Source organism: Spirillospora sp. NPDC047418 (assembly GCF_040643275.1).
GTDB lineage: Bacteria > Actinomycetota > Actinomycetes > Streptosporangiales > Streptosporangiaceae > Spirillospora.
In genome coordinates this window covers 13,849-36,813 of sequence record NZ_JBEYTW010000086.1, presented here as the reverse complement: position 1 = coordinate 36,813, position 22,965 = coordinate 13,849, and the positions used below count along the sequence as shown (strand labels likewise).

19 protein-coding genes are annotated in these 22,965 nt (G+C 73.9%); 12 read left to right on the top strand and 7 right to left on the bottom strand.

All coding sequences use genetic code 11. The annotated features are described in order from the left end of the window. Nucleotides 1–101: 101 nt before the first annotated feature. Complete coding sequence (locus ABZ806_RS35545) at nucleotides 102–1,709, bottom strand: carboxylesterase/lipase family protein (RefSeq protein WP_500222094.1); 1,608 nt, start codon at nucleotides 1,707–1,709, stop codon at nucleotides 102–104. 140 nt (nucleotides 1,710–1,849) lie between these two features. On the opposite strand from ABZ806_RS35545, the gene ABZ806_RS35540 reads away from it, so the two are divergent. Together ABZ806_RS35540 and ABZ806_RS35535 are read left to right on the top strand one after the other, a co-directional pair. Beyond that, complete coding sequence (locus ABZ806_RS35540) at nucleotides 1,850–3,163, top strand: MFS transporter (RefSeq protein WP_500222092.1); 1,314 nt, start codon at nucleotides 1,850–1,852, stop codon at nucleotides 3,161–3,163. Continuing rightward, nucleotides 3,160–4,914, top strand: coding sequence for a glycoside hydrolase family 2 protein (locus tag ABZ806_RS35535; RefSeq protein WP_500222089.1), 1,755 nt, complete (start codon nucleotides 3,160–3,162; stop codon nucleotides 4,912–4,914). The genes ABZ806_RS35540 and ABZ806_RS35535 overlap by 4 nt, the downstream gene beginning before the upstream one ends. Here ABZ806_RS35535 and ABZ806_RS35530 read toward each other — a convergent pair. Then, nucleotides 4,877–5,869, bottom strand: coding sequence for a DUF2804 domain-containing protein (locus ABZ806_RS35530; RefSeq protein WP_500222086.1), 993 nt, complete (start codon nucleotides 5,867–5,869; stop codon nucleotides 4,877–4,879). The genes ABZ806_RS35535 and ABZ806_RS35530 overlap by 38 nt on opposite strands. A 128-nt stretch (nucleotides 5,870–5,997) precedes the next feature. On the opposite strand from ABZ806_RS35530, the gene hpnC reads away from it, so the two are divergent. From hpnC to hpnH, 6 genes are all read left to right on the top strand, one after another. Then, complete coding sequence (gene hpnC / locus ABZ806_RS35525; RefSeq protein ID WP_500222084.1) at nucleotides 5,998–6,864, top strand: squalene synthase HpnC; 867 nt, start codon at nucleotides 5,998–6,000, stop codon at nucleotides 6,862–6,864. A 127-nt stretch (nucleotides 6,865–6,991) separates the two neighbouring features. After that, nucleotides 6,992–7,909, top strand: a complete 918-nt coding sequence (gene hpnD, locus ABZ806_RS35520) for a presqualene diphosphate synthase HpnD (RefSeq protein WP_500222082.1) — start codon at nucleotides 6,992–6,994, stop codon at nucleotides 7,907–7,909. Next, nucleotides 7,906–9,225 (top strand): hydroxysqualene dehydroxylase HpnE, encoded by a 1,320-nt coding sequence (hpnE, locus tag ABZ806_RS35515; RefSeq protein WP_500222080.1) that lies wholly within the window; start codon nucleotides 7,906–7,908, stop codon nucleotides 9,223–9,225. The genes hpnD and hpnE overlap by 4 nt, the downstream gene beginning before the upstream one ends. Nucleotides 9,226–9,310: 85 nt before the next feature. Beyond that, nucleotides 9,311–10,321, top strand: coding sequence for a polyprenyl synthetase family protein (locus ABZ806_RS35510; RefSeq protein WP_500222077.1), 1,011 nt, complete (start codon nucleotides 9,311–9,313; stop codon nucleotides 10,319–10,321). A gap of 17 nt (nucleotides 10,322–10,338) precedes the next feature. After that, complete coding sequence (gene shc, locus ABZ806_RS35505) at nucleotides 10,339–12,240, top strand: squalene--hopene cyclase (protein WP_500222075.1); 1,902 nt, start codon at nucleotides 10,339–10,341, stop codon at nucleotides 12,238–12,240. 2 nt (nucleotides 12,241–12,242) lie between these two features. Next, entirely contained in the window at nucleotides 12,243–13,247 is a 1,005-nt protein-coding gene (gene hpnH / locus ABZ806_RS35500) for an adenosyl-hopene transferase HpnH (protein ID WP_500222073.1), read from the top strand. Nucleotides 13,248–13,265: 18 nt separating this feature from the next. Here the strand turns inward: hpnH and ABZ806_RS35495 are convergent, their stop codons facing one another. Next, the gene (locus ABZ806_RS35495; RefSeq protein WP_500222071.1) at nucleotides 13,266–15,248 is read right to left on the bottom strand and encodes a bifunctional phosphatase PAP2/O-acyltransferase family protein; all 1,983 of its coding nucleotides are present in this window, start codon (nucleotides 15,246–15,248) and stop codon (nucleotides 13,266–13,268) included. 206 nt (nucleotides 15,249–15,454) lie between these two features. On the opposite strand from ABZ806_RS35495, the gene ABZ806_RS35490 reads away from it, so the two are divergent. Further along, nucleotides 15,455–16,129: a PadR family transcriptional regulator gene (locus ABZ806_RS35490; RefSeq protein WP_500222069.1), complete on the top strand. Its 675-nt coding sequence runs from the start codon at nucleotides 15,455–15,457 to the stop codon at nucleotides 16,127–16,129. Nucleotides 16,130–16,131: 2 nt separating this feature from the next. After that, on the top strand, nucleotides 16,132–16,608 hold the full coding sequence (locus ABZ806_RS35485) for a DUF1707 SHOCT-like domain-containing protein (protein ID WP_500222066.1): 477 nt from the start codon (nucleotides 16,132–16,134) through the stop codon (nucleotides 16,606–16,608). Nucleotides 16,609–16,675: 67 nt separating this feature from the next. Here ABZ806_RS35485 and ABZ806_RS35480 read toward each other — a convergent pair whose 3' ends face one another. Then, complete coding sequence (locus ABZ806_RS35480) at nucleotides 16,676–17,320, bottom strand: response regulator (RefSeq protein WP_500222064.1); 645 nt, start codon at nucleotides 17,318–17,320, stop codon at nucleotides 16,676–16,678. Then, nucleotides 17,317–18,603, bottom strand: coding sequence for a sensor histidine kinase (locus tag ABZ806_RS35475; RefSeq protein WP_500222062.1), 1,287 nt, complete (start codon nucleotides 18,601–18,603; stop codon nucleotides 17,317–17,319). Before ABZ806_RS35475 ends, ABZ806_RS35480 begins: the two co-directional genes overlap by 4 nt. 175 nt (nucleotides 18,604–18,778) lie before the next feature. Between ABZ806_RS35475 and ABZ806_RS35470 the strand changes: the two genes are divergently transcribed. Then, nucleotides 18,779–21,382 carry an ABC transporter permease gene (locus tag ABZ806_RS35470; RefSeq protein WP_500222060.1) on the top strand — a complete coding sequence of 868 codons (2,604 nt, stop codon included), beginning with the start codon at nucleotides 18,779–18,781 and terminating at the stop codon, nucleotides 21,380–21,382. Between the two features lie 41 nt (nucleotides 21,383–21,423). On the opposite strand, the gene ABZ806_RS35465 is transcribed toward ABZ806_RS35470, so the two are convergent. Then, nucleotides 21,424–22,350: a LysR family transcriptional regulator gene (locus ABZ806_RS35465; protein ID WP_500222058.1), complete on the bottom strand. Its 927-nt coding sequence runs from the start codon at nucleotides 22,348–22,350 to the stop codon at nucleotides 21,424–21,426. A gap of 74 nt (nucleotides 22,351–22,424) precedes the next feature. Here ABZ806_RS35465 and ABZ806_RS35460 point away from each other — a divergent pair, with 74 nt between their 5' ends. Continuing rightward, on the top strand, nucleotides 22,425–22,583 hold the full coding sequence (locus ABZ806_RS35460; RefSeq protein ID WP_500222056.1) for a hypothetical protein: 159 nt from the start codon (nucleotides 22,425–22,427) through the stop codon (nucleotides 22,581–22,583). Here the strand turns inward: ABZ806_RS35460 and ABZ806_RS35455 are convergent. Then, nucleotides 22,570–22,953 (bottom strand): PPOX class F420-dependent oxidoreductase, encoded by a 384-nt coding sequence (locus tag ABZ806_RS35455; protein ID WP_500222054.1) that lies wholly within the window; start codon nucleotides 22,951–22,953, stop codon nucleotides 22,570–22,572. The genes ABZ806_RS35460 and ABZ806_RS35455 overlap by 14 nt on opposite strands. Nucleotides 22,954–22,965: the final 12 nt, after the last annotated feature.

Genomic DNA, 22,965 nt, shown 5'->3' with positions numbered 1-22,965 from the left:
GGCGTGTTGTTGTTATGAGCACGTCGAAAACAACAACACGCCGCAGATCAACGACGGGGCGGCCCGGGCGGTGGGGTGGTGGGGTGGCATGGGCGGCGGGGTCAGAGGGTGTTCCAGAAGGTGCAGTTGCTTGTCTTGGTGGTGTCGACGCGGTGGATGCCGCCCGGGCCGGGCGCGAGTGACAGGACGTCGTCCGGTGAGTGGAAACGCGGCCAGTGCGGCGCCTGTCGCGCTGCGGGCTTGCCGTTGTGGGCGAACGACGTCCAGTAGCCGACCATGGTGTCGGAGAGCCGGGTCTGCGCCGGGTTCAGTTCGCCCAGCAGGCCCGGGAACAGGAACGTGAGTTCCGTCGCGTGCTCGGCGCCCTCCTCGAAGCCGGGGACGTCGAGCAGCGGAGGAGCGGTGCGGTCGGCGAACTGGTATGCGTACACCGGGACGCCCGCGCGCTTCAGCAGCCGGAAGGCGTCCTGGTGCAGGCAGGACGACAGGGCCCCGCCGGCGTCGGTCTGGATCGTGGACAGCGCGATCCTGGGGTCGGCGTAGTCGCCGGCCGGATAGCGGGCCAGCACCGCGTCGGCGTCGGCACCGTACGTGGAGCGCACGATGGCCTCGTACTGTGCGGCGGTGATCGGACGGGGGTAATAGAGCGAGACGAACAGGCGCATTTCGTCCAGGGTGTTGCCGTGCATGACCGGCATCCGGTTGAAGCGCCCCTGCTCGATCGCCTGCGCGGGTTGCAGCGGCAGGACGCGGTCGCCTCCCGTGGCGCCGCCTGACGCGCCGCCCGCGACACCGCCTGCGACGGGGCCTGCGCTCATGCCCTTCGCGGCGAAGGTCTCCAGCAGCGTTTGGGCGGGGACGGCGCGCAGGCACGCGGCGGGCGATCCGTCGCCGCATCCCACGGCCTCGGCGAGCACCGTGCCGTCGGCCTCCGCCGAGGCTTCGGTGCGCACCGGGGTGGTGCAGCTGAAGCTCTGCGCGATGACCTTGTGGAAGAGTCCGGCGGCGGTCGGCGAGACGAGGTTGGCGCAGGAGTCCGCGGCACCGGCGGACTCGCCGAACAGCGTCACGTTCCGCGGGTCCCCGCCGAAGGCCCTGGCGTTGCGCTGGACCCAGCGGAGTGCGGCCTGCTGGTCGAGCAGCCCGTAGTTGCCCGCCTGGTAGCCCCGGTCGGCGCCGGTCTCCAGGCCCGGATGCGCGAGCCAGCCGAGCGGGCCGAGGCGGTAGTTGACGGTGACGACCACGACGTCGCCGTCCACGGCGAGCTTGGCGGCGTTGTAGGTGCTTCCGCTGCCGGTCGTGTTGCTGCCGCCGTGTACCCACACCATGACCGGGAGCGGCTTCCGGCGGTGTGCGCGGTTCGGGTTGGGCGTGGTCACGTTCAGGTACAGGCAGTCTTCGACGTAGGTCGTCTCGCCTCCGTAGGGAGGCGCGAGTTGCGCGCACTGGCTGCGCGGGAACGTGGCGTCGTAGGTGCCCGTCCAGGGGCGCGCCGGCTGCGGCGGTCTCCACCGCAGGTCCCCGGTCGGCGGGGCGGCGTACGGGATGCCCTGGAAGAGCCGGTGGCCGGACTGCACCTGGCCGCGCACCGGGCCGAGATCGGTGCGGACGACGGCGGGCGGATCCGGCGGACGCGGCTGGGCGGCGACCGGCGCGGCCCCCGCGAGGACGAGAGCGGACGCGAGCAGTGGGATGCCGGTGAGCCTCACTGGGGTTCCTTTCAGCACGGCGCTTCTGGCGCCCCCGATCCCCCCGGATCCAAATTAGAACTCGATTCTAGGATGCGTGCAACCCCCTGCGGGACGATGTCCGAATCATTCTGGTAAGTGGTCGTTGTACTGTCTCGTCCGTGAGCACAGGAAACACCGTCTCGCTGGGACGACGGCTCTGGACGATGCTGGTCGTCCTCGGCTTCGTCGGGCAGCTCGCCTGGACGGTCGAGAACATGTACCTCAACGTGTTCGTCTACGACACGATCAGCGGGAACCCCGACGTGATCGCGGCCATGGTCGCGGCGAGCGCGGTGGCGGCGACCGTCGCGACGCTGACGATCGGGGCGCTGTCGGACCGGATGGGGCGCAGGCGCGCGTTCATCGCCGGGGGCTACGTCGTGTGGGGCCTGTCCACGGCGGCGTTCGGGCTGATCAGCGTGGACACGGTCGCGGAGATCGCGCCGTTCGCGGACGCGGTCGTGGTCGCGGCGGTCACCGTCGTCGTCCTCGACTGCGTGATGTCGTTCCTCGGCTCGGGCGCGAACGACGCGGCGTTCCAGGCGTGGGTGACGGACGTGACCCGGACCGAGAACCGGGGACGGGTCGAGTCGGTCCTCGCCGTCATGCCGCTGATGTCGATGCTCGTCGTCTTCGGCGGGCTCGACTGGATGACGCGGGACGGCCAGTGGTCGCTGTTCTTCCTCGTCATCGGGCTGATCATCGCGGTGGCCGGTGTCGTGGCCTGGGTGTTCGTCCGAGACCAGCCCGTAGAGCCCGCGGACCGGCAGGACGGCGGATACCTCGCCGCGCTCGTCCACGGGCTGCGCCCGTCGGCGGTGCGGAAGAACCCGGGGCTGTACCTGGCGCTCACGGCGTGGTGCGTGTGGGGGATCTCCACGCAGGTCTTCCTGCCATACCTGATCATCTATCTGGAGCGGTACCTGGAGATCGCCGGGTACGCGCTCGTGCTCGCCGTCGTCCTGACCGGCGCGTCGGCGGTCAGCGTGCTGGCCGGGCGGGTGATCGACCGGGTCGGGAAGGTGCGGTTCCTCGCGCCGGCGGTCGCGGTGTACGCGGCGGGGCTGCTGCTGATGCCGCTCGCGCGCGGCATGGTGCCGGTGATCGGGGCCGGGCTGGTGCTGATGTCGGGGTTCATGCTGGTGCTGGCACCGGTCGGCGCGCTCGTCCGGGACCACACGCCGCCGGGACGGGCCGGGCACGTGCAGGGGCTCCGGATGGTGTTCGCCATCCTCATCCCCATGATCGTGGGACCGTGGCTCGGCGCCGCCGTCATCAAGGGCGCGGACGAGCGCTACGAGGAGCTCGGCGTGGTCAAGCACGTCCCGACGCCGGCGATCTTCCTGGCCGCGGCGGCCGTGCTGGTGCTGATCGTCCCGCCGGTGCTGGCGCTGCGCCGCCGGGACGCGAGGACGAAGGAGGCCGTGCGATGACGCTGCTCACCAGATGGGGCAGGGCACTCGATCCGGACGCGGTGTTGCCGGAGTATCCGCGGCCGCAGCTCGTCCGCGACAGCTACCTCAACCTCAACGGACGCTGGGAGTACGCGTTCGCCGACGCCGAACCGGCCGAGTACGACGGTGAGATCGTCGTGCCGTTCTCGCCCGAGTCGGCACTGTCGGGCGTCGGCCGGCAACTCCTCCCGGACGAGACGCTCTGGTACCGGCGGAGCATCCGCCTGCAGGACGGGTTCCGCCGGGAAGGCGACCGCGTCCTGCTGCATTTCGGCGCCGTCGACCAGACCTGCCGCGTGACGGTCAACGACCGGGAGGCCGGACGGCACGAAGGCGGCTACCTCCCGTTCAGTTTCGACATCACCGACCTCTTGGAGGACGGCGCCGGCTCCCTCGTCGTCGAGGTCCAGGACCCGTCCGACACCGGCGACCGGGGCTGGGGGAAGCAGAAGCTCAAGCGCGGCGGCATCTGGTACACCGCCCAGTCCGGCATCTGGCAGACGGTGTGGATCGAGTGCGTACCCGAGGTGCACGTGGAGCGGCTCACGCTCGTCCCGCACCTGGACGAGTCGTGCGTCGAGGTGACGGCCCACGCCGCCGCCGGGCGCGCCCGTATCGAGATCCACGCGGGCGGCGAGGTCGTCGCGCACACCGAAGCGGACGCCGGCGAGCCCGTCCGGATCCCGATCCCGGACGTCCGGCCGTGGAGCCCCGAAGATCCCTTCCTCTACGACATCACGGTCGAACTCGGCACAGACCGCGTCGAGAGCTACGTCGGGATGCGGTCGTTCGGCGTCGGCCCGGACGAGGACGGCGTCCCGCGGCTGCTGCTGAACGGCCGCCCGTACTTCCACGCGGGCGTCCTCGACCAGGGCTACTGGTCGGACGGGATGTACACCGCGCCGTCCGACGAGGCGCTCGTACACGACATCGCGACGATGAAGCGGCTCGGTTTCACCATGCTCCGCAAGCACATCAAGGTGGAGCCGCTGCGCTGGTACCACCACTGCGACCGGCTCGGCATCCTCGTGTGGCAGGACATGGTGAACGGCGGTGGCCCGTACCGCCCGGAGGTCGTCACGGCACCCGCCGTGGCGCCGCTGCGGCTGGACGACCGGAACCACAGGCGTTTCGGACGCGCCGACGCCGGTTCCCGCGACCGCTTCCGGGAAGAGACGCGGCAGACGATCGAGCACCTCCGCAACGTGGTGGGCATCGCCGTCTGGGTGCCGTTCAACGAGGGCTGGGGCCAGTTCGACGCGGCGGACATCGCCGCCGAGGTCAGGGCGCTCGACCCCACCAGGACGATCGACCACGCCAGCGGATGGCACGACCAGAGGGCCGGGGACCTGCGCAGCCTGCACGTCTATTTCCGGAGTTTCCGCGTGCCCCGCCGCAAGGACCCCCGCGTCCTCGTCCTCTCCGAATACGGCGGGTACAACCTGCGGGTCGACGGCCACGCCTTCAACGACGAGGACTTCGGCTACAAGCGCTACGACTCCGCCGGCCGTCTCGGCGCGGCGTTCGCGCGGCTGCACGCGCGGCAGATCGTCCCGGCGATCCCGCGCGGCCTCAGCGCGACCGTCTACACCCAGCTCTCGGACGTCGAGGACGAGCTGAACGGCCTCCTCACCTACGACCGGGAGGTCTGCAAGCTCCCCGAGGACCTGGTCCGCGCGGTGAACGCGCGCCTCACCAGCGCTGCCGGGCCTCCTCCGCCCACCCGGTGAGCCCGTCGACGCCGATCCAGGCGCCGTCGTCGGTCTGGACGCGTCCGCTGAAATGCCCGAAGCACTGGTGGGTCTCGGTACCGATGACGCCCAGCTCGGTGCGCGCGACCTTCTCGTGGAAGGGGCGGAACTCGACCTCGACCCGCTTCCCGCGGATCGTCCAGGGGCGCAGCCAGTCGGCGCGGTCGTACGACCAGTCCAGCTCCTCGCCGATCTTGTGGAGGCGCCCATCCACGAAGACGGCGTTCTCGGTCATGCCGGTGCCGTCCGTCCACTTGCCGCCGAACTGCAGCGCGAGGCCCGGACCGCTCGCCGCCGCCCAGTTCCACGTCATCCGGTAGGGCCACTTCCCGCGCCCGTGGTCGAGGACGGCGAAGGCGCCCTCCCCGATCTCGTGCTCCCCCGACGGCAGCGTCAGCCGCCCCGCCACCGGGCGCCCGACGTCCTTCACCGTGTACTGGAACCGCCGGGGCCCCCATGGGATCACCACGCCGAGCGACTCGTGCCCGTCCGGCAGCGGAACCTCGACATCGAGGTCGACGACCCCGGGGGCCAGAGCCCGCACCCGCGAGCCCGACGGGCTCTGCCGGACGCCGACCGCCACTCCCCCGCCCCGCACGGACGCCTCGCCCACCCCGCTGCGGTCGGGGAACACGGCACCGCGCGCGAACGGCACCACGGCGTCCTTCGCGAACTCCTCGCCCGTCTCGCGGTCGAGCACCCACACGCCGTGTACCCCGGCGTAGTCGATCGACGAGGCCACCAGCCCGATGAGGTGCCGGGGCGTGACGATCCCCCAGTACTCCCACCGCTTCACCCGGCCCCACCCGCGCAGGTTCGCGCGGTGCAGGGGCCGCCGCGTCCAGCCGACCGCGTCCGGGTCGAGCCGCCCGTCCGGCAGGCACAGCTCGACGGGCTCGGTGATCTCACGCTCATGGGTCAGCTGCGTCGACATGCCCGAAGCCTATGCGGCGCCCTCTGGCGCCGCTCCCTCTGCAACGGTTCAGGGGCAGGACACGCGGCGTTTAAATAAGTCCATACCTCGGCCAGAGTTTTTCTGGTGCCGTACCTGTCGATCTCTCCATGGTGATCATTGAACCGCCCTGGAGCGCCGAGGAGCACGATCGCGCACTGGACCGGCTCGCGGCCCTGGAGAACTTTCCGGTGGCCGCGCGGCTGCTGCCCGCCCGGCACCGCGCCGGTCTGCGGGCCGTCTACGGATTCGCGCGGCTCGTCGACGACATCGGCGACGAGGCGCCGCCGGAGCAGCGGTCCAAGCTGCTCGGCCTCGTGGACGACGACCTGGACCGCGTGTTCGCCGGCCGGACGCCGAACCTGCCGCAGCTGAGGCGGCTGGCGGGGACGGTGCACGCGCACCGCGTCCCGGAGGAGCCGTTCCGCGACCTCGTCCAGGCCAACCGGCGGGACCAGATCGTCCACCGGTACGAGACGTTCGATGAGCTGACGGGCTACTGCGCGCTGTCGGCCGCGCCCGTCGGACGCATCGTCCTGCACCTGTTCCGGGCGCACCGGCCGGCCCTGGTGGCGGCGTCCGACGACGTGTGCACGGCGCTGCAGATCATCGAGCACTGCCAGGACGCCGGCCAGGACTACCGGGCCGGGCGCGTCTACCTGCCCGGCGCGGACCTGCGGCGGTTCGGCTGCGCCGAGGAGGACCTCGGGCGCGCGGTGACGCCGACGCGGCTGCGCGGCGTGCTGGCGCTGGAGGCCGGCCGCGCCGCCGAACTGCTGGACCGGGGCACGCCGCCGCTCATGGCCGGGCTGACCGGATGGGCGCGGATCGCCGTGGCCGGCTACGTGGCCGGGGGGCGCGCGGCGCTGGCGGCCCTGGCCCGCGGGCACTACGACGTCCTCGCGCACCGGTTGCGCCCGGGGCGGGCGGCGGTGCCCTTCCGATGGGTGCGCGTTCTTGAAGGAGGACGGCGATGACGGTGCTGCCCGGAGAGCGCGCGAGCGCGGACACACCGCACGGTCGAGGGAGGACGGCGATGACGGTGTCGCCTGGGGAGCGGGCGCGATCGCGCACGCACCGCACGGTCGAAGGGGGACGACGGCGATGACGGCGCTGGAGGCGTGCGAGCGGTCCGAGCGGGTGGTCGAGGCGTACCGGCACTGCGAGCGGGTCGTCCGCGAGGAGGCCCGCAACTTCTCCTACGGGATCCGGCTGATGCCGGCGCCGAAGCGGCGGGCGATGAGCGCGATCTACGCGTTCGCGCGCGGCATCGACGACATCGGGGACGGCCCCGAGCCGGCGTGCGTGCGGCTCGACCTGCTGGACCGGACGCGGCAGCGGCTGCTGACCGTCCAGGACGTGCTGCGGCGCCGCGCGGACGTGCGGGCGCTGGAGGGGCATCCGGTGCTGACCGCGCTGACCGACGCGGCGGGCCGCTACCCGATCCCGCTGGCGGCGTTCGACGAGCTGATCGACGGCTGCGAGAACGACGTGCGGGGCGCCGACTACGACACCTTCGACGACCTGCTGCGGTACTGCCAGCGGGTCGCGGGGACGGTCGGGCGGCTGTCGCTCGGGGTGTTCGGGTCGGACGGCCGGCAGCGCGCGGAGGGCCTCGCCGACTCGCTCGGCGTCGCGCTGCAGCTCACCAACATCCTGCGCGACCTGCGCGAGGACCGGCTGGCGGGCCGCACCTACATCCCGCGCGAGGACCTGGACCGGTTCGGCTGCACGCTGGAGCTGGACGAGTCGGGCACCTTCGTCGACCCGCCGTGGCGGCTGAACAAGCTGGTCGGCTTCCAGGCGGAGCGGGCCCGCGCCTGGTACGCGGAGGGGCTGCGGCTGCTGCCGCTGCTGGACCGCCGCAGCGCCGCCTGCACGGCCGCGATGGCCGGCATCTACCGGCGGCTGCTGGACACCATCGCGGCGCAGCCGTCGACCGCGCTGAACAGCCGGGCCTCGCTGCCCACCTGGCAGAAGGCCGTGGTGGCGGCGCGCGCGCTGTCGGGGGTGGAGCGGTGAGCGTGGTGATCGTCGGCGGCGGGCTCGCGGGCATCAGCGCCGCCATCGCGCTGCAGGAGTCGGACGTGCCGGTGACGCTCGTCGAGTCCCGGCCGTGGCTGGGCGGCGCGACGCACTCGTTCGTCCGGGGCGAGCTGAGCGTCGACAACGGGCAGCACGTGTTCCTGCGGTGCTGCTCGGCGTACCAGGGGCTGCTGCGCAGGCTCCGCGCCGACCACCTGGTGGAGGTGCAGGACCGGTTCGACGTGGCCGTCCTGCGGCCGGGCGCGGCGGCGGCGCGGCTGCGGCGGGCGCGGCTGCCGAGCCCGCTGCACCTGCTGCCCGCGCTGGCCCGGTACGCGCCGCTCGATCCCGGCGACCGGCTCCGCGCGATGCGCGCCGCGGCCGGGCTGGGCCGCCTCGACCCCGCCGACCCCGTCCTCGACACGATGTCGGCGGGGACGTGGCTGGCCGAGCGCGGGCAGCGGACGTGGGCGCGGCAGGCGCTGTGGGGGCTGTTCATCACGGCCGCGCTCAACGCCGAGGTGGACGACGCGGCGATGGGCCTGTCCGCGATGGTGTGCAAGCGGGCGCTGCTCGGCCGCGCCGACGCCGCCGACATCGGGGTCCCGCTCGTCCCGCTGGAGGAGCTGCACGGCGGCCCGGCGCTGCGCCGCATCGCCGAGATGGGCGGGACCGTCCGGCTGAAGTCGAAGGTCGAGGCCGTCACCACCGACCCGAAGGTGGTGGTGGACGGCGAGCCGATGGCCGCCGACGCGGTGATCATGGCGGTGCCGCACGAGGCGGCGGCGCGGCTGCTGCCCGCGCAGGCGCTGCCGGAGCCGCTGCGCTGGCCCGAGCTGGACGCCAGCCCCATCGTGAACGTGCACGTCGTCTACGACCGCACGGTCATGGACGCGCCGTTCGCCGCCGCGGTCGCCTCGCCCATCCAGTGGGTGTTCGACCGGACGGCGGTGAGCGGGCTGCGCCGCGGCCAGTACCTGGCGGTGTCGCTGTCGGCCGCCGACCGGTGGATCGACATGCCGACCGCCGAGCTGCGCGCCCGGTTCGTCCCGGAGCTGCGGCGGCTGCTGCCGGCCGCGCGGGGCGCCGCCGTCCGGGAGCTGTTCGTGACGCGGGAGCGCCGGGCGACGTTCCGGCAGCGTCCGGGCAGCGCCGCGGCCCGGCCGAGCGCGGCGACGCGCGCACCGGGGCTGTTCCTCGCCGGCGCGTGGACCGACACGGGCTGGCCGGACACGATGGAGGGCGCCGTGCGCAGCGGCCTCACCGCCGCGCGCCTGGTCCGCCGCCATCTGGAAGGGGCGAGGGACCGGTGACCCGCCCGCCCGCCGGCTCCCGGAGCGCTGCACCATTCCCCGGCTCTCAGCCGATCCATCGCCACCTCAAGGGGGTGAGGGGCCGGTGACTGCCGTTCCGGTCTCGATGACCGATGTCCGGGAGCTGGTCGACGGGGCGTTGCGCGCCGCCGTCGGCCGGCTCGATCCGCGCACCTACCGTGTGGCGGCCTACCATCTCGGCTGGGCGGACGAGGAGGGCCATCCGCGCAAGGCGCCGGTGGGCAAGGCGCTCCGCCCGGCGCTCGCGCTGCTGTCGGCGCGCGCCGCCGTGGCGCCGCCCGAGAGCGCCCTGCCGGGAGCGGTCGCGGTGGAGCTGACCCACGCGTTCTCGCTCCTGCACGACGACATCATGGACGGCGACCGCACCCGCAGGCACCGTCCCGCGGCGTGGACGGTGTTCGGCGAGCCGTCGGCGATCCTGGCCGGCGACGCGCTCCTCGCCCTCGCCGGCGAGGTCCTGCTGGAGGCGCCCGGCCAGGGTTCGGCGAAGGCGGCGCGCGCGCTGTCCACCGCAACCCGCCGCCTCATCGCCGGCCAGTCGCTCGACATGGACTTCGAGACGCGCAGGCAGATCGGCGTGGACGAGTGCGTGGCCATGGCGTCCGACAAGACCGCCGCGCTGCTGGCGTGCTCCTGCTCGATCGGGGCCGTCCTGGACGGCGCGCCGGAGTCGCTGTCGGACGCGCTCGAGGCGTTCGGCACGGAACTCGGCGTCGCGTTCCAGCTGGTGGACGATCTGCTCGGCATCTGGGGCGACCCCGCGACCACCGGGAAGCCGGCCATGTCGGACCTGCGGTCCCGCAAGATGTCGCTGCCGGTCGTCGCCGCGCTGAACGCCGGCACGCCGGAGGCCGCGCGGCTCGCCGAGCTGTACGCGCGGTCGGAGCCGTCCGAGGACGACCTGGCCGAGACCGCCGCGCTGGTGGAGGCGGCGGGCGGGCGCGCCTGGGCGGAGCTCGAGGCGGAGAGCCGCATCCAGCTCGCCGCCGAGGCGCTGCTGGCCGCACGGGTGCCGGACTCGGTCCGCGCCGAGTTCCTCCGCATCGCCGACTTCGTCACCCGCCGGGACCACTGAGAGATCCGGAACTGCTGATGACAACGCTGGAAACACCGGGAACACCGGAGGCCACCGCGCCCCGGACGGCCGCCGGAGCGCTGGAGGCCGCCCGCGACCACCTGCTGCTGCTCCAGTCCCCCGAGGGCTGGTGGAAGGGCGAGCTGCAGACCAACGTCACGATGGACGCCGAGGACCTGCTGCTGCGCGAGTTCCTCGGCATCCGCACCGACGAGGACACGGGCGAGGCGGCGCGCTGGATCCGCTCGCGGCAGGCGCCCGACGGGACGTGGGCGAACTTCCACGACGGCCCGCCGGACCTGTCCACGACCGTCGAGGCGTACGTGGCGCTGCGGCTCGCCGGGGACCCGCCGGACGCCGGGCACATGATCCGCGCCGCCGCCTACGTCCGCAGCGCGGGCGGCGTCCCGGCGACCCGCGTGTTCACCCGCTTCTGGCTGGCCATGTTCGGCCGCTGGCCGTGGGACGAGCTGCCGGTGGTCCCGCCGGAGATGCTGTTCCTGCCGCGCTGGTTCCCGCTGAACGTCTACGACTTCGCCTGCTGGGCGCGGCAGACGATCGTGCCGCTGACCGTGGTGGGCGCGCTGCGTCCCGTCCGGCCGCTGGCGTTCGGGCTGGACGAGCTCGTCCCCGACTACGACCTCCCGCGGCCGCGGCGGCGGGCGCTGCCCGGCTGGGGGGCGGCGTTCGGGGCGCTTGACAGGGCCCTGCACGTGTACCAGCGGCACGCGCCCCGGCGCCCGCTGAAGGGGCTGCGGGACGCGGCGCTGCGCCGCGCCGGCGAGTGGATCGTCGCGCGGCAGGAGCGGGACGGGTCGTGGGGCGGCATCCAGCCGCCGTGGGTGTACTCGCTGCTGGCGCTGCACCTGCTCGGCTACGGCCTCGACCACCCGGTCGTCCGGCGCGGCCTGGACGGGCTCGAGCGGTTCACGATCCGGGACGAGCGGGGGCGGCGGCTCGAAGCCTGCCAGTCCCCCGTCTGGGACACCGTCCTCGCGATGAACGCGCTCGCCGACGCGGGCCTGCCCGCCGGGCATCCGGCGCTGGAGCGGGCCGCGGAATGGGTGATCGGCGAGGAGGTGCGGGGGCCCGGCGACTGGTCGGTGCGGCGCCCGGACCTGCCGCCCGGCGGCTGGGCGTTCGAGTTCGACAACGACGTCTACCCCGATGTCGACGACACCGCCGAGGCCGTGATCGCGCTGGACCGCGTCCGGCACCCGGAGGCGGAGCCGGCGATCGAGCGGGGCGTCCGCTGGATGGCCGGGATGGTGTCGGCGGACGGCGGGTTCGGCGCGTTCGACGCCGACAACACCCGCGCGCTGTGCCGCAAGCTGCCGTTCTGCGACTTCGGCGAGGTCATCGACCCGCCGTCCGCCGACGTCACCGCGCACGTCGTGGAGGCGCTGGCGCACCGGGGCATGGCCGACTCGCTCCTCGCCAAGCGGGCCGTGGTGTGGCTGCTGAAGGCGCAGGAGCCGGACGGTTCCTGGTTCGGCCGGTGGGGCGCCAACCACGTGTACGGGACGGGCGCCGTCGTCCCGGCGCTGATCGCGGCGGGCGTCCGGCCGGAGAAGCCGGTGATCCGGCACGCGGTCGGCTGGCTGGCGCGCCACCAGCGCGACGACGGCGGCTGGGGCGAGGACCTGCGCTCCTACCGCGACCGGTCCTGGGTCGGGCACGGGGCGTCGACCCCGTCGCAGACGGCGTGGGCACTGCTCGCGCTGCTCGCCGCCGGCGAGCGCGGCCCGGTCGTCGAGCGCGGCGCGCGCTGGCTGGTCGAGCACCAGCGCCCGGACGGGACGTGGGACGAGGACCACTTCACCGGCACCGGGTTCCCCGGCGACTTCTACATCAACTACCACCTCTACCGGCTGGTGTTCCCGATCTCGGCGCTGGGCCGGTACCTGAAGGAGTCCTGACCATGGGGATGCCACTGCGGCAGAGCCTGCGCGTCGGCGGATACGTGCTGCGGAACAAGCTCGCCGGGCGGACGAAGTATCCGCTGATCATGGAGCTGGAGCCGCTGTACGCGTGCAACCTGGCCTGCGCGGGCTGCGGGAAGATCCAGCATCCGGCGGACGTGCTGAAGCAGCGGATGCCGGTCGAGCAGGCGATCGCCGCCGTCCGCGAGTGCGGGGCGCCGATGGTCTCGATCGCGGGCGGCGAACCGCTCATGCACCCGCAGATCGGCGAGCTGGTCGACCGGCTGGTCAAGATGAGGCGGTACGTGTTCCTGTGCACGAACGCCGCGCTGATCCCGAAGAAGATCGACCGGTTCGAGCCGTCCCCGTACTTCGCGTGGGCCGTCCACATCGACGGGCTGCGGGAGCGGCACGACGCGTCGGTGTGCAAGGAGGGCGTGTTCGACCAGGCGGTCGAGGCGGTGCGGATGTGCCAGGAGCGCGGGTTCCGGGTCACCACGAACACGACCGTGTTCAACACCGACACGCCGCAGACGGTCATCGACGTCCTCGACTACCTGAACGACGACCTGCGCGTCGACCAGATGATGATCTCGCCGGCGTACGCCTACGAGAAGGCACCCGACCAGGACCACTTCCTCGGCGTGCAGGAGACCCGGTCCCTGTTCGCGAAGGCGTTCGCGGACGGCCGGCGCAAGCGCTGGCGGTTCAACCACTCGCCGCTGTTCCTCGACTTCCTCGAAGGGAAGGCCGACTTCGCGTGCACGGCGTGGGCGATCCCGTCGTACTCGCTGAAGGGCTGGCAGCGGCCCTGCTACCTGATGGACGACGGCTACTGCGCGACCTACCGGGAGCTTCTCGACACGACCGACTGGGACGCCTACGGCCGGGGCCGCGACGACCGGTGCGCGAACTGCATGGCGCACTGCGGCTACGAGCCCACCGCCGTCTTCGCGACGATGGGCTCGCTCAAGGAGTCCCTCCGCGCGATGCGCAGCATCTGAGGGGCCCGCTCCGCGCGGCTACTCGGGCTCGTCGCGGAGTTCCTCGATGACGTCGCGGACGGCGTCCATGAAGGCGTCGGCGTCGTCCGCGAGGCCGGGGTCGAGGGAGACGCCGAAGCACAGCTCGCGGTCGACGCCGAGCGCGGCGATCGCGAGCGGCGCGCCGGGCGCGAGCGGGACGATCGGGTACACGGCGGTGAGCGGCGCGCCGGCCAGCCGCAGCGGCTTGTCGGGCCCCGGTAGGCTGGACACGGTGCCCTGCAGGAAGCGGCCGCTGTAGGACATGCGGGCGAACCGGGCGTGCAGCGGCATCGGCATGACGCGTCCCGCCTGCCACATCACGAACCAGGCGGCCTGCGCGCGGGTGCCGGACCGCAGCACGCGGCTGCGGCGGGCGATCAGCGCGAGGCGGTCGGGCTCGGCCATCTTCCCGACGGGCAGGTCCACCATGACGGCGGTGGTGTGGTTGCCGACCATCGCGCTGCCGGGCGGCCGCATCATGAGCGGCACGGCGACGCGGCAGGTGCCGGGCCGTCCGTCGTCCTCGCTGACGACGCGGTTCAGCGCGCCCGCGACCGCGCACAGCACGACGTCGGTGACCCGGGCGCCGTAGCGGCGTCCCACGTCCCGGACGGCCGCGAGCGGCAGCCGCATCGAGCCGAACCGGCGCTCGGACGTCCCGCCGGCGGGCAGCCGGTCCGGTCTCGTCACGGCGGTGGCGAGCTGGCCGAGCCCGACCACGGTCGCGAGCGCCTTCCGGAACGGCCTGCGCGGGAACCGGGCGCCGAGGTTGTCGGGCGGCGGCTCCATCAGGTACATCGCCTGCGCGACGATCCCGACGCCGTCGGCGACGACGTGGTGCATCAGGTACACGACGGCGGTCCGGCCGGGCTCGGCGCCCTTCATCACGACCATCCGCCAGGGCGGCCGGTCGAGCGGCAGCAGCTCCGACTGGATCTCCGCGACGGCGGCGCGCAGCCCGGCCATGCCGTCGACGTGCCGCTCGGCGACGTGCCAGTCCCAGTCGACGGGGTCGTGGTCGCGCCAGACGGGGCGGCGCCAGCGGCCGCGCCGGACGAGCCGCTGGCGGAAGCGCGGCAGTCCGGGCAGGCGCTCCCGGATGACGCGGACGAGATCCTCGCGCCCGACCTCGCCCCGCGAGGTGTCGAGCATGATGACGCCGCCGGCCTGCTGCGGCGCGGCGGGCGTCTCCACGGAGAGGAAGAAGGCGTCGGGGCCCTGGATGCGGCCGGCGGCCGGATGGGCGATGCGCTCGGCGATGTACACGGAGACCACCACAAAGGGAACGGCGGCCACCGCGTCCACGAGGAAGTGGTTCGCGGTCGCCAGGATGACGTAGAGGGTAAGGAGGATGTGCCCGACGTTCAACCACTGAACCCACCGCTTCGCCTTCACGCGGGCGAGCTCGACGCCGACCCACAGCGTCCAGGCCATGTGCAGGGAGGGGACGGCGGCGTACCGGTCGGCGTGCTCGACCATAGGCGAGCCCCACGACCCCCACGTGCGGCCTTCGAGGACGGTGTCGGTGAACCCGAGGTCGGGTATCAGCCGCGGGGGCATGACGGGGAACAGCGCGAAGCAGGCGAGGCCGGCCAGGTTGAGCATGACGAAGGCGTTGCGGGCCGTCCGGTACCGCTCGGGATGGCGGAGGAATAACCACGTCAGCAGCGCCAGCGCGCTCGCGATGTAGGTGATCGCGTACTCGTAGTTGGCGAGGACGCGCAGCGCGGGCTGGTCCGCCAGCCAGCCGTTGAGGGCCGGCTCGATGTCGATGTGCAGCGCTCGCTCGAACCGGTACAGCATCTCCCCGTGGGCGCGGGCCGCCCCCTGCCTGGACTGCTCCGGCAGCATCGTGACCAGGGAGTACACCGCGAAGAGCGCCAGGCCGAGCAGCAGCTCGTTCCTGGCGCGGGGCCTGTGGCCGGTGGCGTCCGGTGTGCGGGCCGCCTCTCGCGCGGTCACCGCCTCGTGTGTGCCCATCGTCCCCCTCGCACCAGGGAGGTACCCAAGATTCGCCAAAACAGACGGCAAGACCGGGTACCGGAGATCATGCCCGGTTCGCTCAGAGCGAAGCCTGCCCCGATCGGCGGAATCTGCGGGAACCATCTGGCTCATCCGTCCGTCTTCGATATATCGTTGTCGTATCGCGAGGGATCATAGGTAGATCTCAGAAGGTGGTGCAGAACATGGGACACATGCACGGGCACGGCCCCTGGGGCCGCGGCGACCTCCCGGGCTTCGGCGCGCTGTTCGGCGGCCCCGGCACACCGTTCGGCGGCGGCCCCGGCGGGTTCGGCGGCCCCGGCGGGTTCGGCCACGGCCCGCGTCCTCCATGGGCGCGCGGGCGCGGCGGGCCGTGGGGGCGCGGCGCCGGCGGCAGGGCGCGCAAGGGCAACGTCCGGGCGGCGATCCTCGTGCTGCTGGCCGAGGAGCCGCGCAACGGCTACCAGATCATCCAGGAGATCAACGAGCGCAGCGGCGGGGCGTGGAAGCCGAGCCCCGGCGCCGTCTACCCGGCCCTCCAGCAGCTCGCCGACGAGGGCCTGATCACCGGGGACGAGGCCGGCGGGCGCCGCACCCACCACCTCACCGACGAGGGCCGCGGCTACGTCGAGGAGAACGCCGACCGGCTCGCCGAGCCGTGGGCGGAGATGACGCCCGAGTTCGGCGAGGGCGTCCCCGAACTGTTCAAGCAGGCCGCGCAGACCGGGGCCGCGGTGATGCAGATCGTCCACTCCGGCTCGCCCGCCCAGGTCGCGCAGGCGAAGGACGTCCTGGCGGAGACCCGGCGCAGCCTGTACCGCATCCTGGCCGACGACCTGGACGACCCGGGGCCGGCGGCCGCCGACGACGAGGAGTAGACATGGCACGCCAAGACGAGATCCGCATCGGCGACGCCGAGCGCGACGCCGTCATGGTCGCCCTGCACGACCACTTCGCCGAGGGACGCCTGGACCACGGCGAACTGGACGAGCGGCTCGACGCCGTCCTGTCCGCCAAGACGCGCGGCGACCTGCGCACCCTGGTCAAGGACCTGCCGTCCCCGACCGGCCTGCCCGAACCGGAGAAGGCGCCGGCCCTCGGCGCACCCGTGATGTTCGGTGCCCCAGGGCATCCGGCGTGGCAGCACCGGCAGCACCGGCGCGGCCACATGGCCCGCCACCACGGCCGCGGCCCGCGCTTCCCCGCGTTCCCGCTCATGCTCGGGGTGTTCCTGGTACTGACCTTCACGATCGGTCCGGGCACGGGCTTCCTGGCCGTCCTGCAGATCGCGATGGTCATCTGGATCATCCGCGCCATCGGCCTGGCCGTCCGAGCGCGCCACTCCCCCCACCCCTGAACCCGCACTGGCCCCACGACCCGCGCCCCCGGACTCACGGGCCGGTACGGCTAGTGCAGGTCGCCGTCTAGTGCAGGTCGGCGTCGCGGGCGATCAGGCCGGCCTGGGTGCGGTTCGCGCAGCCGAGCTTGTCCAGGACGCGGGAGACGTGGCCCTTGACGGTCGCCTCGCTGAGGTGGAGGCGGCGCGCGATCTGCGCGTTGGTCAGCCCCTCGCCGAGGCGGGCCAGCACCTGCGCCTCCCGTCCGGTGAGGCCGCCGAGGAGAGCGCGCGTCCGGTCCCGGTCGGACGCGCGTGCGGTGGCCGTGCCGAGCAGCCGCGCGGTCGCGGCGGCCGACATCACCGTGTGCCCGTCGGCCGCGACCCTGATCAGGCGCACCAGGTCCTCGGGCGGCGTCGACTTCAGCAGGAACCCGGCGGCGCCCGCGCGCAGCGCCCGGACCACGTACTCGTCGGCGTCGAACGTGGTCAGCGCGACGACGACGGGCGGCAGCCGCAGCGCGGCGATCCGCTCGATGGCGGCGAGGCCGTCCACGCCCGGCATGCGCAGGTCCATGAGCACGACGTGCGGGCGGTACCGGACGACGGCCTCGACGCCGGCGGCCCCGTCGTGCGCCTCCCCGACCACCCGGACGTCGCCGGCCGCGCCGATGATCGTGCGCAGGTGCGCGCACACCATCGGCTCGTCGTCCACCAGGAGCACCGTGATCATGAGGCGGGCCCGGCCACCGGGACGTAGGCGGGCAGGGACGCCCGCACGCGGAAGCCGCCCTCGTGCGGGCCGGCGGTGAACGTCCCGCCGATCAGCTCGACGCGTTCGCGGAGGCCGGCGAGGCCCGTCCCGGACCCGCTGGCGGCCAGTTCGGCGTCCGGCTGGCGCACCGGCGCCGCGTTGCGCACGCTGAGGGCCACCCCGCCGGTGCCGTAGCGGACGTCCACGTGGACGGCGGCGCCCGGTGCGTGCTTGCGCGCGTTCGTCAGCGCCTCCTGGACGATCCGGTACGCGGTCCGTCCGACGGCGGGCGACGCGGACGGCGGGTCGCCGTGCTCCGCCAGCTCGACCGGGACGCCGACCGCGGCCGACTCCGCCACCAGCGCGGACAGGTCGGGCAGCGGTTCCGCGGGCGCGTCCCCCGGGTCGCGCCGCAGCAGGCCGATCACGTCGCGCAGCTCTTCGAGGGCCTGGCAGCCGGTGCCGCGCAGTTCCTCGGCCGCCGCGCGGGTCGGCTCGTCCGGCGCCCGGACGCGCAGCGCCCCGGCCTGCAGCACCATCAGCGTCACCCGGTGCGCGACGACGTCGTGCATCTCGGCGGCGAGCCGGGCGCGCTCCTGCGCGCGGGCCCGCTCGGCGAGCAGATGCCGCTCCCGCTCGGCCCGCTCGGCGCGCTCGGTGAGGGCCTGCAGGACGCGGCGGCGCGCGGCGGCGTACAGGCCGAGCAGCGCCCCGCCGGCCACCACGGCCACGCTGCGGAAGATCATCGCGTCGACGCTGCCGGTCTGCGCGGCCGTGAAGTGCCGCATGGCCGCGTCGGGGAGCACGTCGCCCATGGCGCCGATCGGGACGAGCAGCGCGGCGACGGGCAGCGCGCGGACCCAGGCCGGGCGGCCGCCGTCGCGGGGGAACGCCAGCACGGCGTACGCGGCGAGCGGCGCGGTCGGCGGCCACCACACCATCGGGGCGAGGCTGTGGTCGGCGTCCCCGCGCAGCAGCGTGCCGGGCGCCGCCAGCTCCACCAGCCAGACGAGGGCGGCGACCCCGGCGGTGATCCAGCCGACCGTCATCGGGGCGCGGCGCCGGAACGGCAGGGCGAGGACGGGCACCAGCAGGAGCATCGCCGCGCCGCCGCGCCCGCGGACGATCGTGTGCGGATCCGTGACGCTGAGCCAGGTGAAGACCGCTCCGGACAGCACGACGACGGCGTCCGCGACCCGGTCACGAGGGCGTCCGGGCGGAAGGATCCGCGCGAGACCGGACAGCCGTGAAGGCAGGGGCATGCGTCCTCGTCGTGAGGGGACGCCCTCCCGCTCCGCTCCGCTCATGCCATTACGGTACGCACCGGACCCGGGTCGGCCACCCCTACGAAAGTCGTGTGCCCGAGCCCGTTCGTAGGGTCCGGATGCGACGAACCGCGCTCACGGCGGAACGCCTCTCCCGGCTGGAATCGGCCACATGATGGTCAAGCGCCTTACTCGTGGGCGGACGCATCCCCGCACCCCGCCGTTGCTCCTGCGCACCCGGCAGCTGGTCAAGCTCGTACTGCGGGGGCTCACCGCGCACCGCGCCCGGCTGCTGCTGTCGACGGTCGCCGTGGTCGCGGGGGTCGCGTTCGTCGCCGGCACGCTGGTCTTCTCCGCAACCCTGGACCGCTCGCTGGACCGCGCGTTCGCCGATCTCGGCCGCGGCACGGACGTCGTCGTGCGGTCGCAGCGGGCGTTCGAACCGGGGCTGGGCGAGCGGGCGCCGGAACGTCCCGTCCCGGCGGCGGTGCTGGCGACCGTCCAGGGGGTGGACGGGGTCGCGAAGGCGCACGGGGTCGTCACGGGCTTCGCCGCCGTGGTCGACCGGCACGGCAAGATCGTCGGCGCCGAGCCGCAGACCGGGGTGGCCTGGCACGGCGACCCCGATCTGTCGCTGCCCCGGCTGGCCTCGGGCAGGCCGCCCGCGGCTCCCGACGAGGTCGCCGTCGATGTCACCACCGCGCGCCGCGCCGGCTACCGGATCGGCGACCGGGTGAGGGTCGCGCTGCTGTCCGGCGAGCGGACGTTCCGGCTCACCGGCCTGTTCGAGGTGGGCGACTCGGCGCTGAGCGACCAGCTCTCGATGACCGCGTTCGCGCCGCGCGCCGCACGGCGGCTGCTCTCCGACCGCCCGGGGACGTACGCGCGGATCGTCGTGCACGCGGACGACGGCGTCTCGCAGGAACGGCTCCGGGACGCGGTCGCGGCGGCGCTGCCGCCCGGGACGGAGGCGATCACCGGGCGCCGGGCCACGGCCGAGCAGGCGGCCCCGGTCGCCTCGATCCTGCGGCTGATCCGGACGTTCCTGCTGGTCTTCGCCGTCATCGCGGTGTTCGTCGGCTCGTTCATCATCTTCAACACCTTCGCGATGCTGGTGAGCGGACGGGTCGGGGAGCTGGCGCTGCTGCGCGCCGTCGGGGCGACGCGCGGGCAGGTGACGCGGTCGGTGCTCGGCGAGGCGGCCGGTGTCGGGCTGGCCGGGTCGGCGCTCGGCCTGGCGGCGGGCGTCGGCGTCGCGGCCGGGCTGGGCCGGATGATGACGGTCGCCACGGGCGGGGAGGCGCTGCCGTTCGGGACGCCGGTCGTGCCGCCCGCGGCGGTGCTCGCGTCGTTCGCCGTGGGGACGCTCGTCACGCTGGCCGCCGCGTTCGTCCCGGCGCGGCGCGCGGCGCGGATCCCGCCCGTGGCCGCGCTGCGCGAGGGGGCGGCCGCGCCGCGGCCGCTGCGGCGCCGGGCCGTCGGCGGCGGTGTCCTGCTCGCGGCGGGCGCCGGGCTCGTCGCGGCCGGTCTCGCCTCGGGCGGGCTCGGGCTGACCGGCGCGGGCGCGCTGGCGCTCATGGCGGGGACGGTCGTGGTGTCGCCGCTGCTGAGCCGCCCGGCGATCCGCGTGCTGGCGTGGCCGTTCGCGCGGTTCGGCGGGACCGCGGGCCGGATGGGCGGGCGGAACGCGCTGCGCGATCCCCGGCAGACGGCGGCGACCGCGTCCGCGCTGGTCATCGGGCTGGCGCTGATCGCGGCGGTGTCGGTGATCGTCCAGTCGATGGCGTCGTCGGCGGACCGGCAGCTCGACGCGGGCCTCACCGCCGACTACCGGGTCACCGGCCGCAGCCAGATCTCGCCCGTGGCGCCGGACGCCGTGCGCGCGGCGGCCGGCGCCGCCGGCGTGCGGTCGGCGATCCCGATCCGCACGGCCCGCTTCACGCTCGGCGGGTCCCTGCAGACGGCCGCGGCCGGCGCACCGGGTGAGCTGCTCGGCCATTTCCGGCTGCCGCTCCGGTCGGGGTCGGCGTCCGTCCACGGCGATGGGCTGCTCGTCGGGCGCAGCGTCGCGAAGGCGCGGGGCTGGACTATCGGCAGCACGGTCGCGGGCCGGTACAGGGACGGGGCGAGGCGGACGTTCCGCATCGCGGGGATCTATGCCGACCGGCCGTCCGTCACCCCGTCCGCGCCCAGCATGATCATCAACTGGGCGGACTACCGCGCGCACGCCCCGGACGCGCCCATCGACCGCATCGAGATCAACGCGCCGAGCGCGTCCCGGGCCGCGCTGGAGGCCGCACTCGCTCCGTGGCCCAACCTGGAACTCAAGGACCGCGCCCAGGTCAGGAAGGACGCCGCCGGGGACATCGGCCTCTTCCTCGACCTCGTCCTCGGGCTGCTGGTCCTGTCGGTGCTCATCGCCGCGCTCGGCATCGTCAACACGCTCGCGCTCGCGGTGACGGAGCGGACCCGGGAGATCGGGCTGCTCCGCGCCGTCGGCATGGAGCGCCGCCGGCTCCGCCGGATGATCCGCTGCGAGGCGGTCGTCGTCTCGCTGTTCGGCGCGGTGCTCGGCGTGGCCGCCGGGACCGCGCTCGGGATCGTCGTCCAGCACGCGTTGGCGCAGGGGGACGGCGGCATGGAGGTGCTCGCGGTCCCCTACGGGCGGCTGGCGGTGTGCGTCGCGGCGGCCGCGCCGATCGGCGTGGTCGCCGCCGCGTGGCCGGCCCGCCGCGCCGCCCGGATGAACGTCCTGCAGGCGATCGCGGCGCAATAGCGGCGGAGTGGCCGAGTAGCGCCGGAGTGGCGGCGGGGCGGCTACGCCGCCGAGCGGGCGCAGCGGTCGGGGACGGCGTCGTGGAGGGCCCGCAGGCCGCGCACGATCAGCGGGTTGTCCCGGCTGCCGCGCCGCACGCAGGTCAGCACCCGCCGCCGCGGGACGGCGTCCCCGGTCAGCGGGACCCGGACGACCGGCTGGTCGTCCGGCCCGCCCGCCAGCCGCGGCACGAGCGACACGCCGAGACCGTTCGCGACCAGCGCCCAGATCACCGACCAGGTGGTGGCGTGGTGCGCGAACCGCGGCGTGAACCCGGCGGCGCCGCAGTACGCCAGCACCTGCTGGTGGTGGGCGCAGACCTCGGGCTCGACGCTGATCCACGCCTCGGCCGCCGCGTGCTCCAGCCGGACGCCGTGCCGGTCCGCGAGCGGGTGCCCGGCCGGGACGATGAGGTCGTACGCCTCCTCCAGCAGCGGCTCCCGGTCGAAGCGCGGATCGCCGGGCGGCGGCGCGTCCGGGGTGGGCTCGATGACCGCGATGTCGGTCTCACCGGCGGCGAGGAGCCCCATCGCCACGTCGGTGTCGCATTCGCGGACCTCGACGCGGAGGCCGGGGTCGGCGCGCAGCAGGGCGCCCGCGGCGGGGGCGACGAGCCCGCCGACCGCCGTCGTGAACCCGCACATGCGCAGCGGTCCGGCGGCCCCGGCGCGGTGCGACTCCAGGTCGGCGAGGGCCTCCTCCCACTTGGCGAGCAGCCCGTCGGCGTGCTCGATCAGCAGGTGCGCGGCCGGGGTGAGCCGCACCTTGCGGCCCTGCGGCTCCAGCAGCGGCACCTTCAGCTCCCGCGCCAGCTCGCGCAGCTGGTGGGAGACCGCCGACGGCGTGAGGTGCAGCGCCTCCGCCGCGGACGTGACCGTCCCGTACTGGTGGACGAGCCGGAGCATGTGCAGCCGCCGCAGATCAATCATGCAACCATATTGCACGATCTAATGAGGAAATCTGAAATAGACGCCAACGTTCGACCGGCGGCAGACTGCCGTACATGAACGAGAACACGCTTGTCTCCCGGCATCTCACCAGCGACGGCGTCGTCGTCTGGACCCGCTGCTCCTGCGGCCGCCTGCGGATGGACCTCATCCCGCACGGGCGCGCCGCCGGGCTGACCGCCGGCCCCTGCCCGCACGGCCCTAGCCGAGGGTGACCTCGTAGTGGAGGGTCCGGTAGTGCTTCATCCTGTGCAGGAGCGGCACCGCGAAGCCCTGCTGCAACGGGTGCTTGCGGGCCAGCAGCCGGCGGATCGGCCGCGACTCGTCCTCGGTGAGCAGGCGGACCCGGCCGTGCACCGCCGGGCCGGTGGTCCTGCCCCGGTAGGTGCTCGGCGCGAGTTCCACCTCGGGATTGCGCGCCAGCCGCTTCGTCTTGAACGCCTTGTCGTAGGTGCGGAAGTAGGCGTGGCCGCCGAGGACGACGACGTTGACGGGTGTCCCGACCGGCGTCCCGTCCTTGCGGTAGGACGTCAGCAGGACGGTCCGCTGCTTCCTCAGGCTCTCAAGTGTCGATGTGGTGTCCATATCCAGGAGACG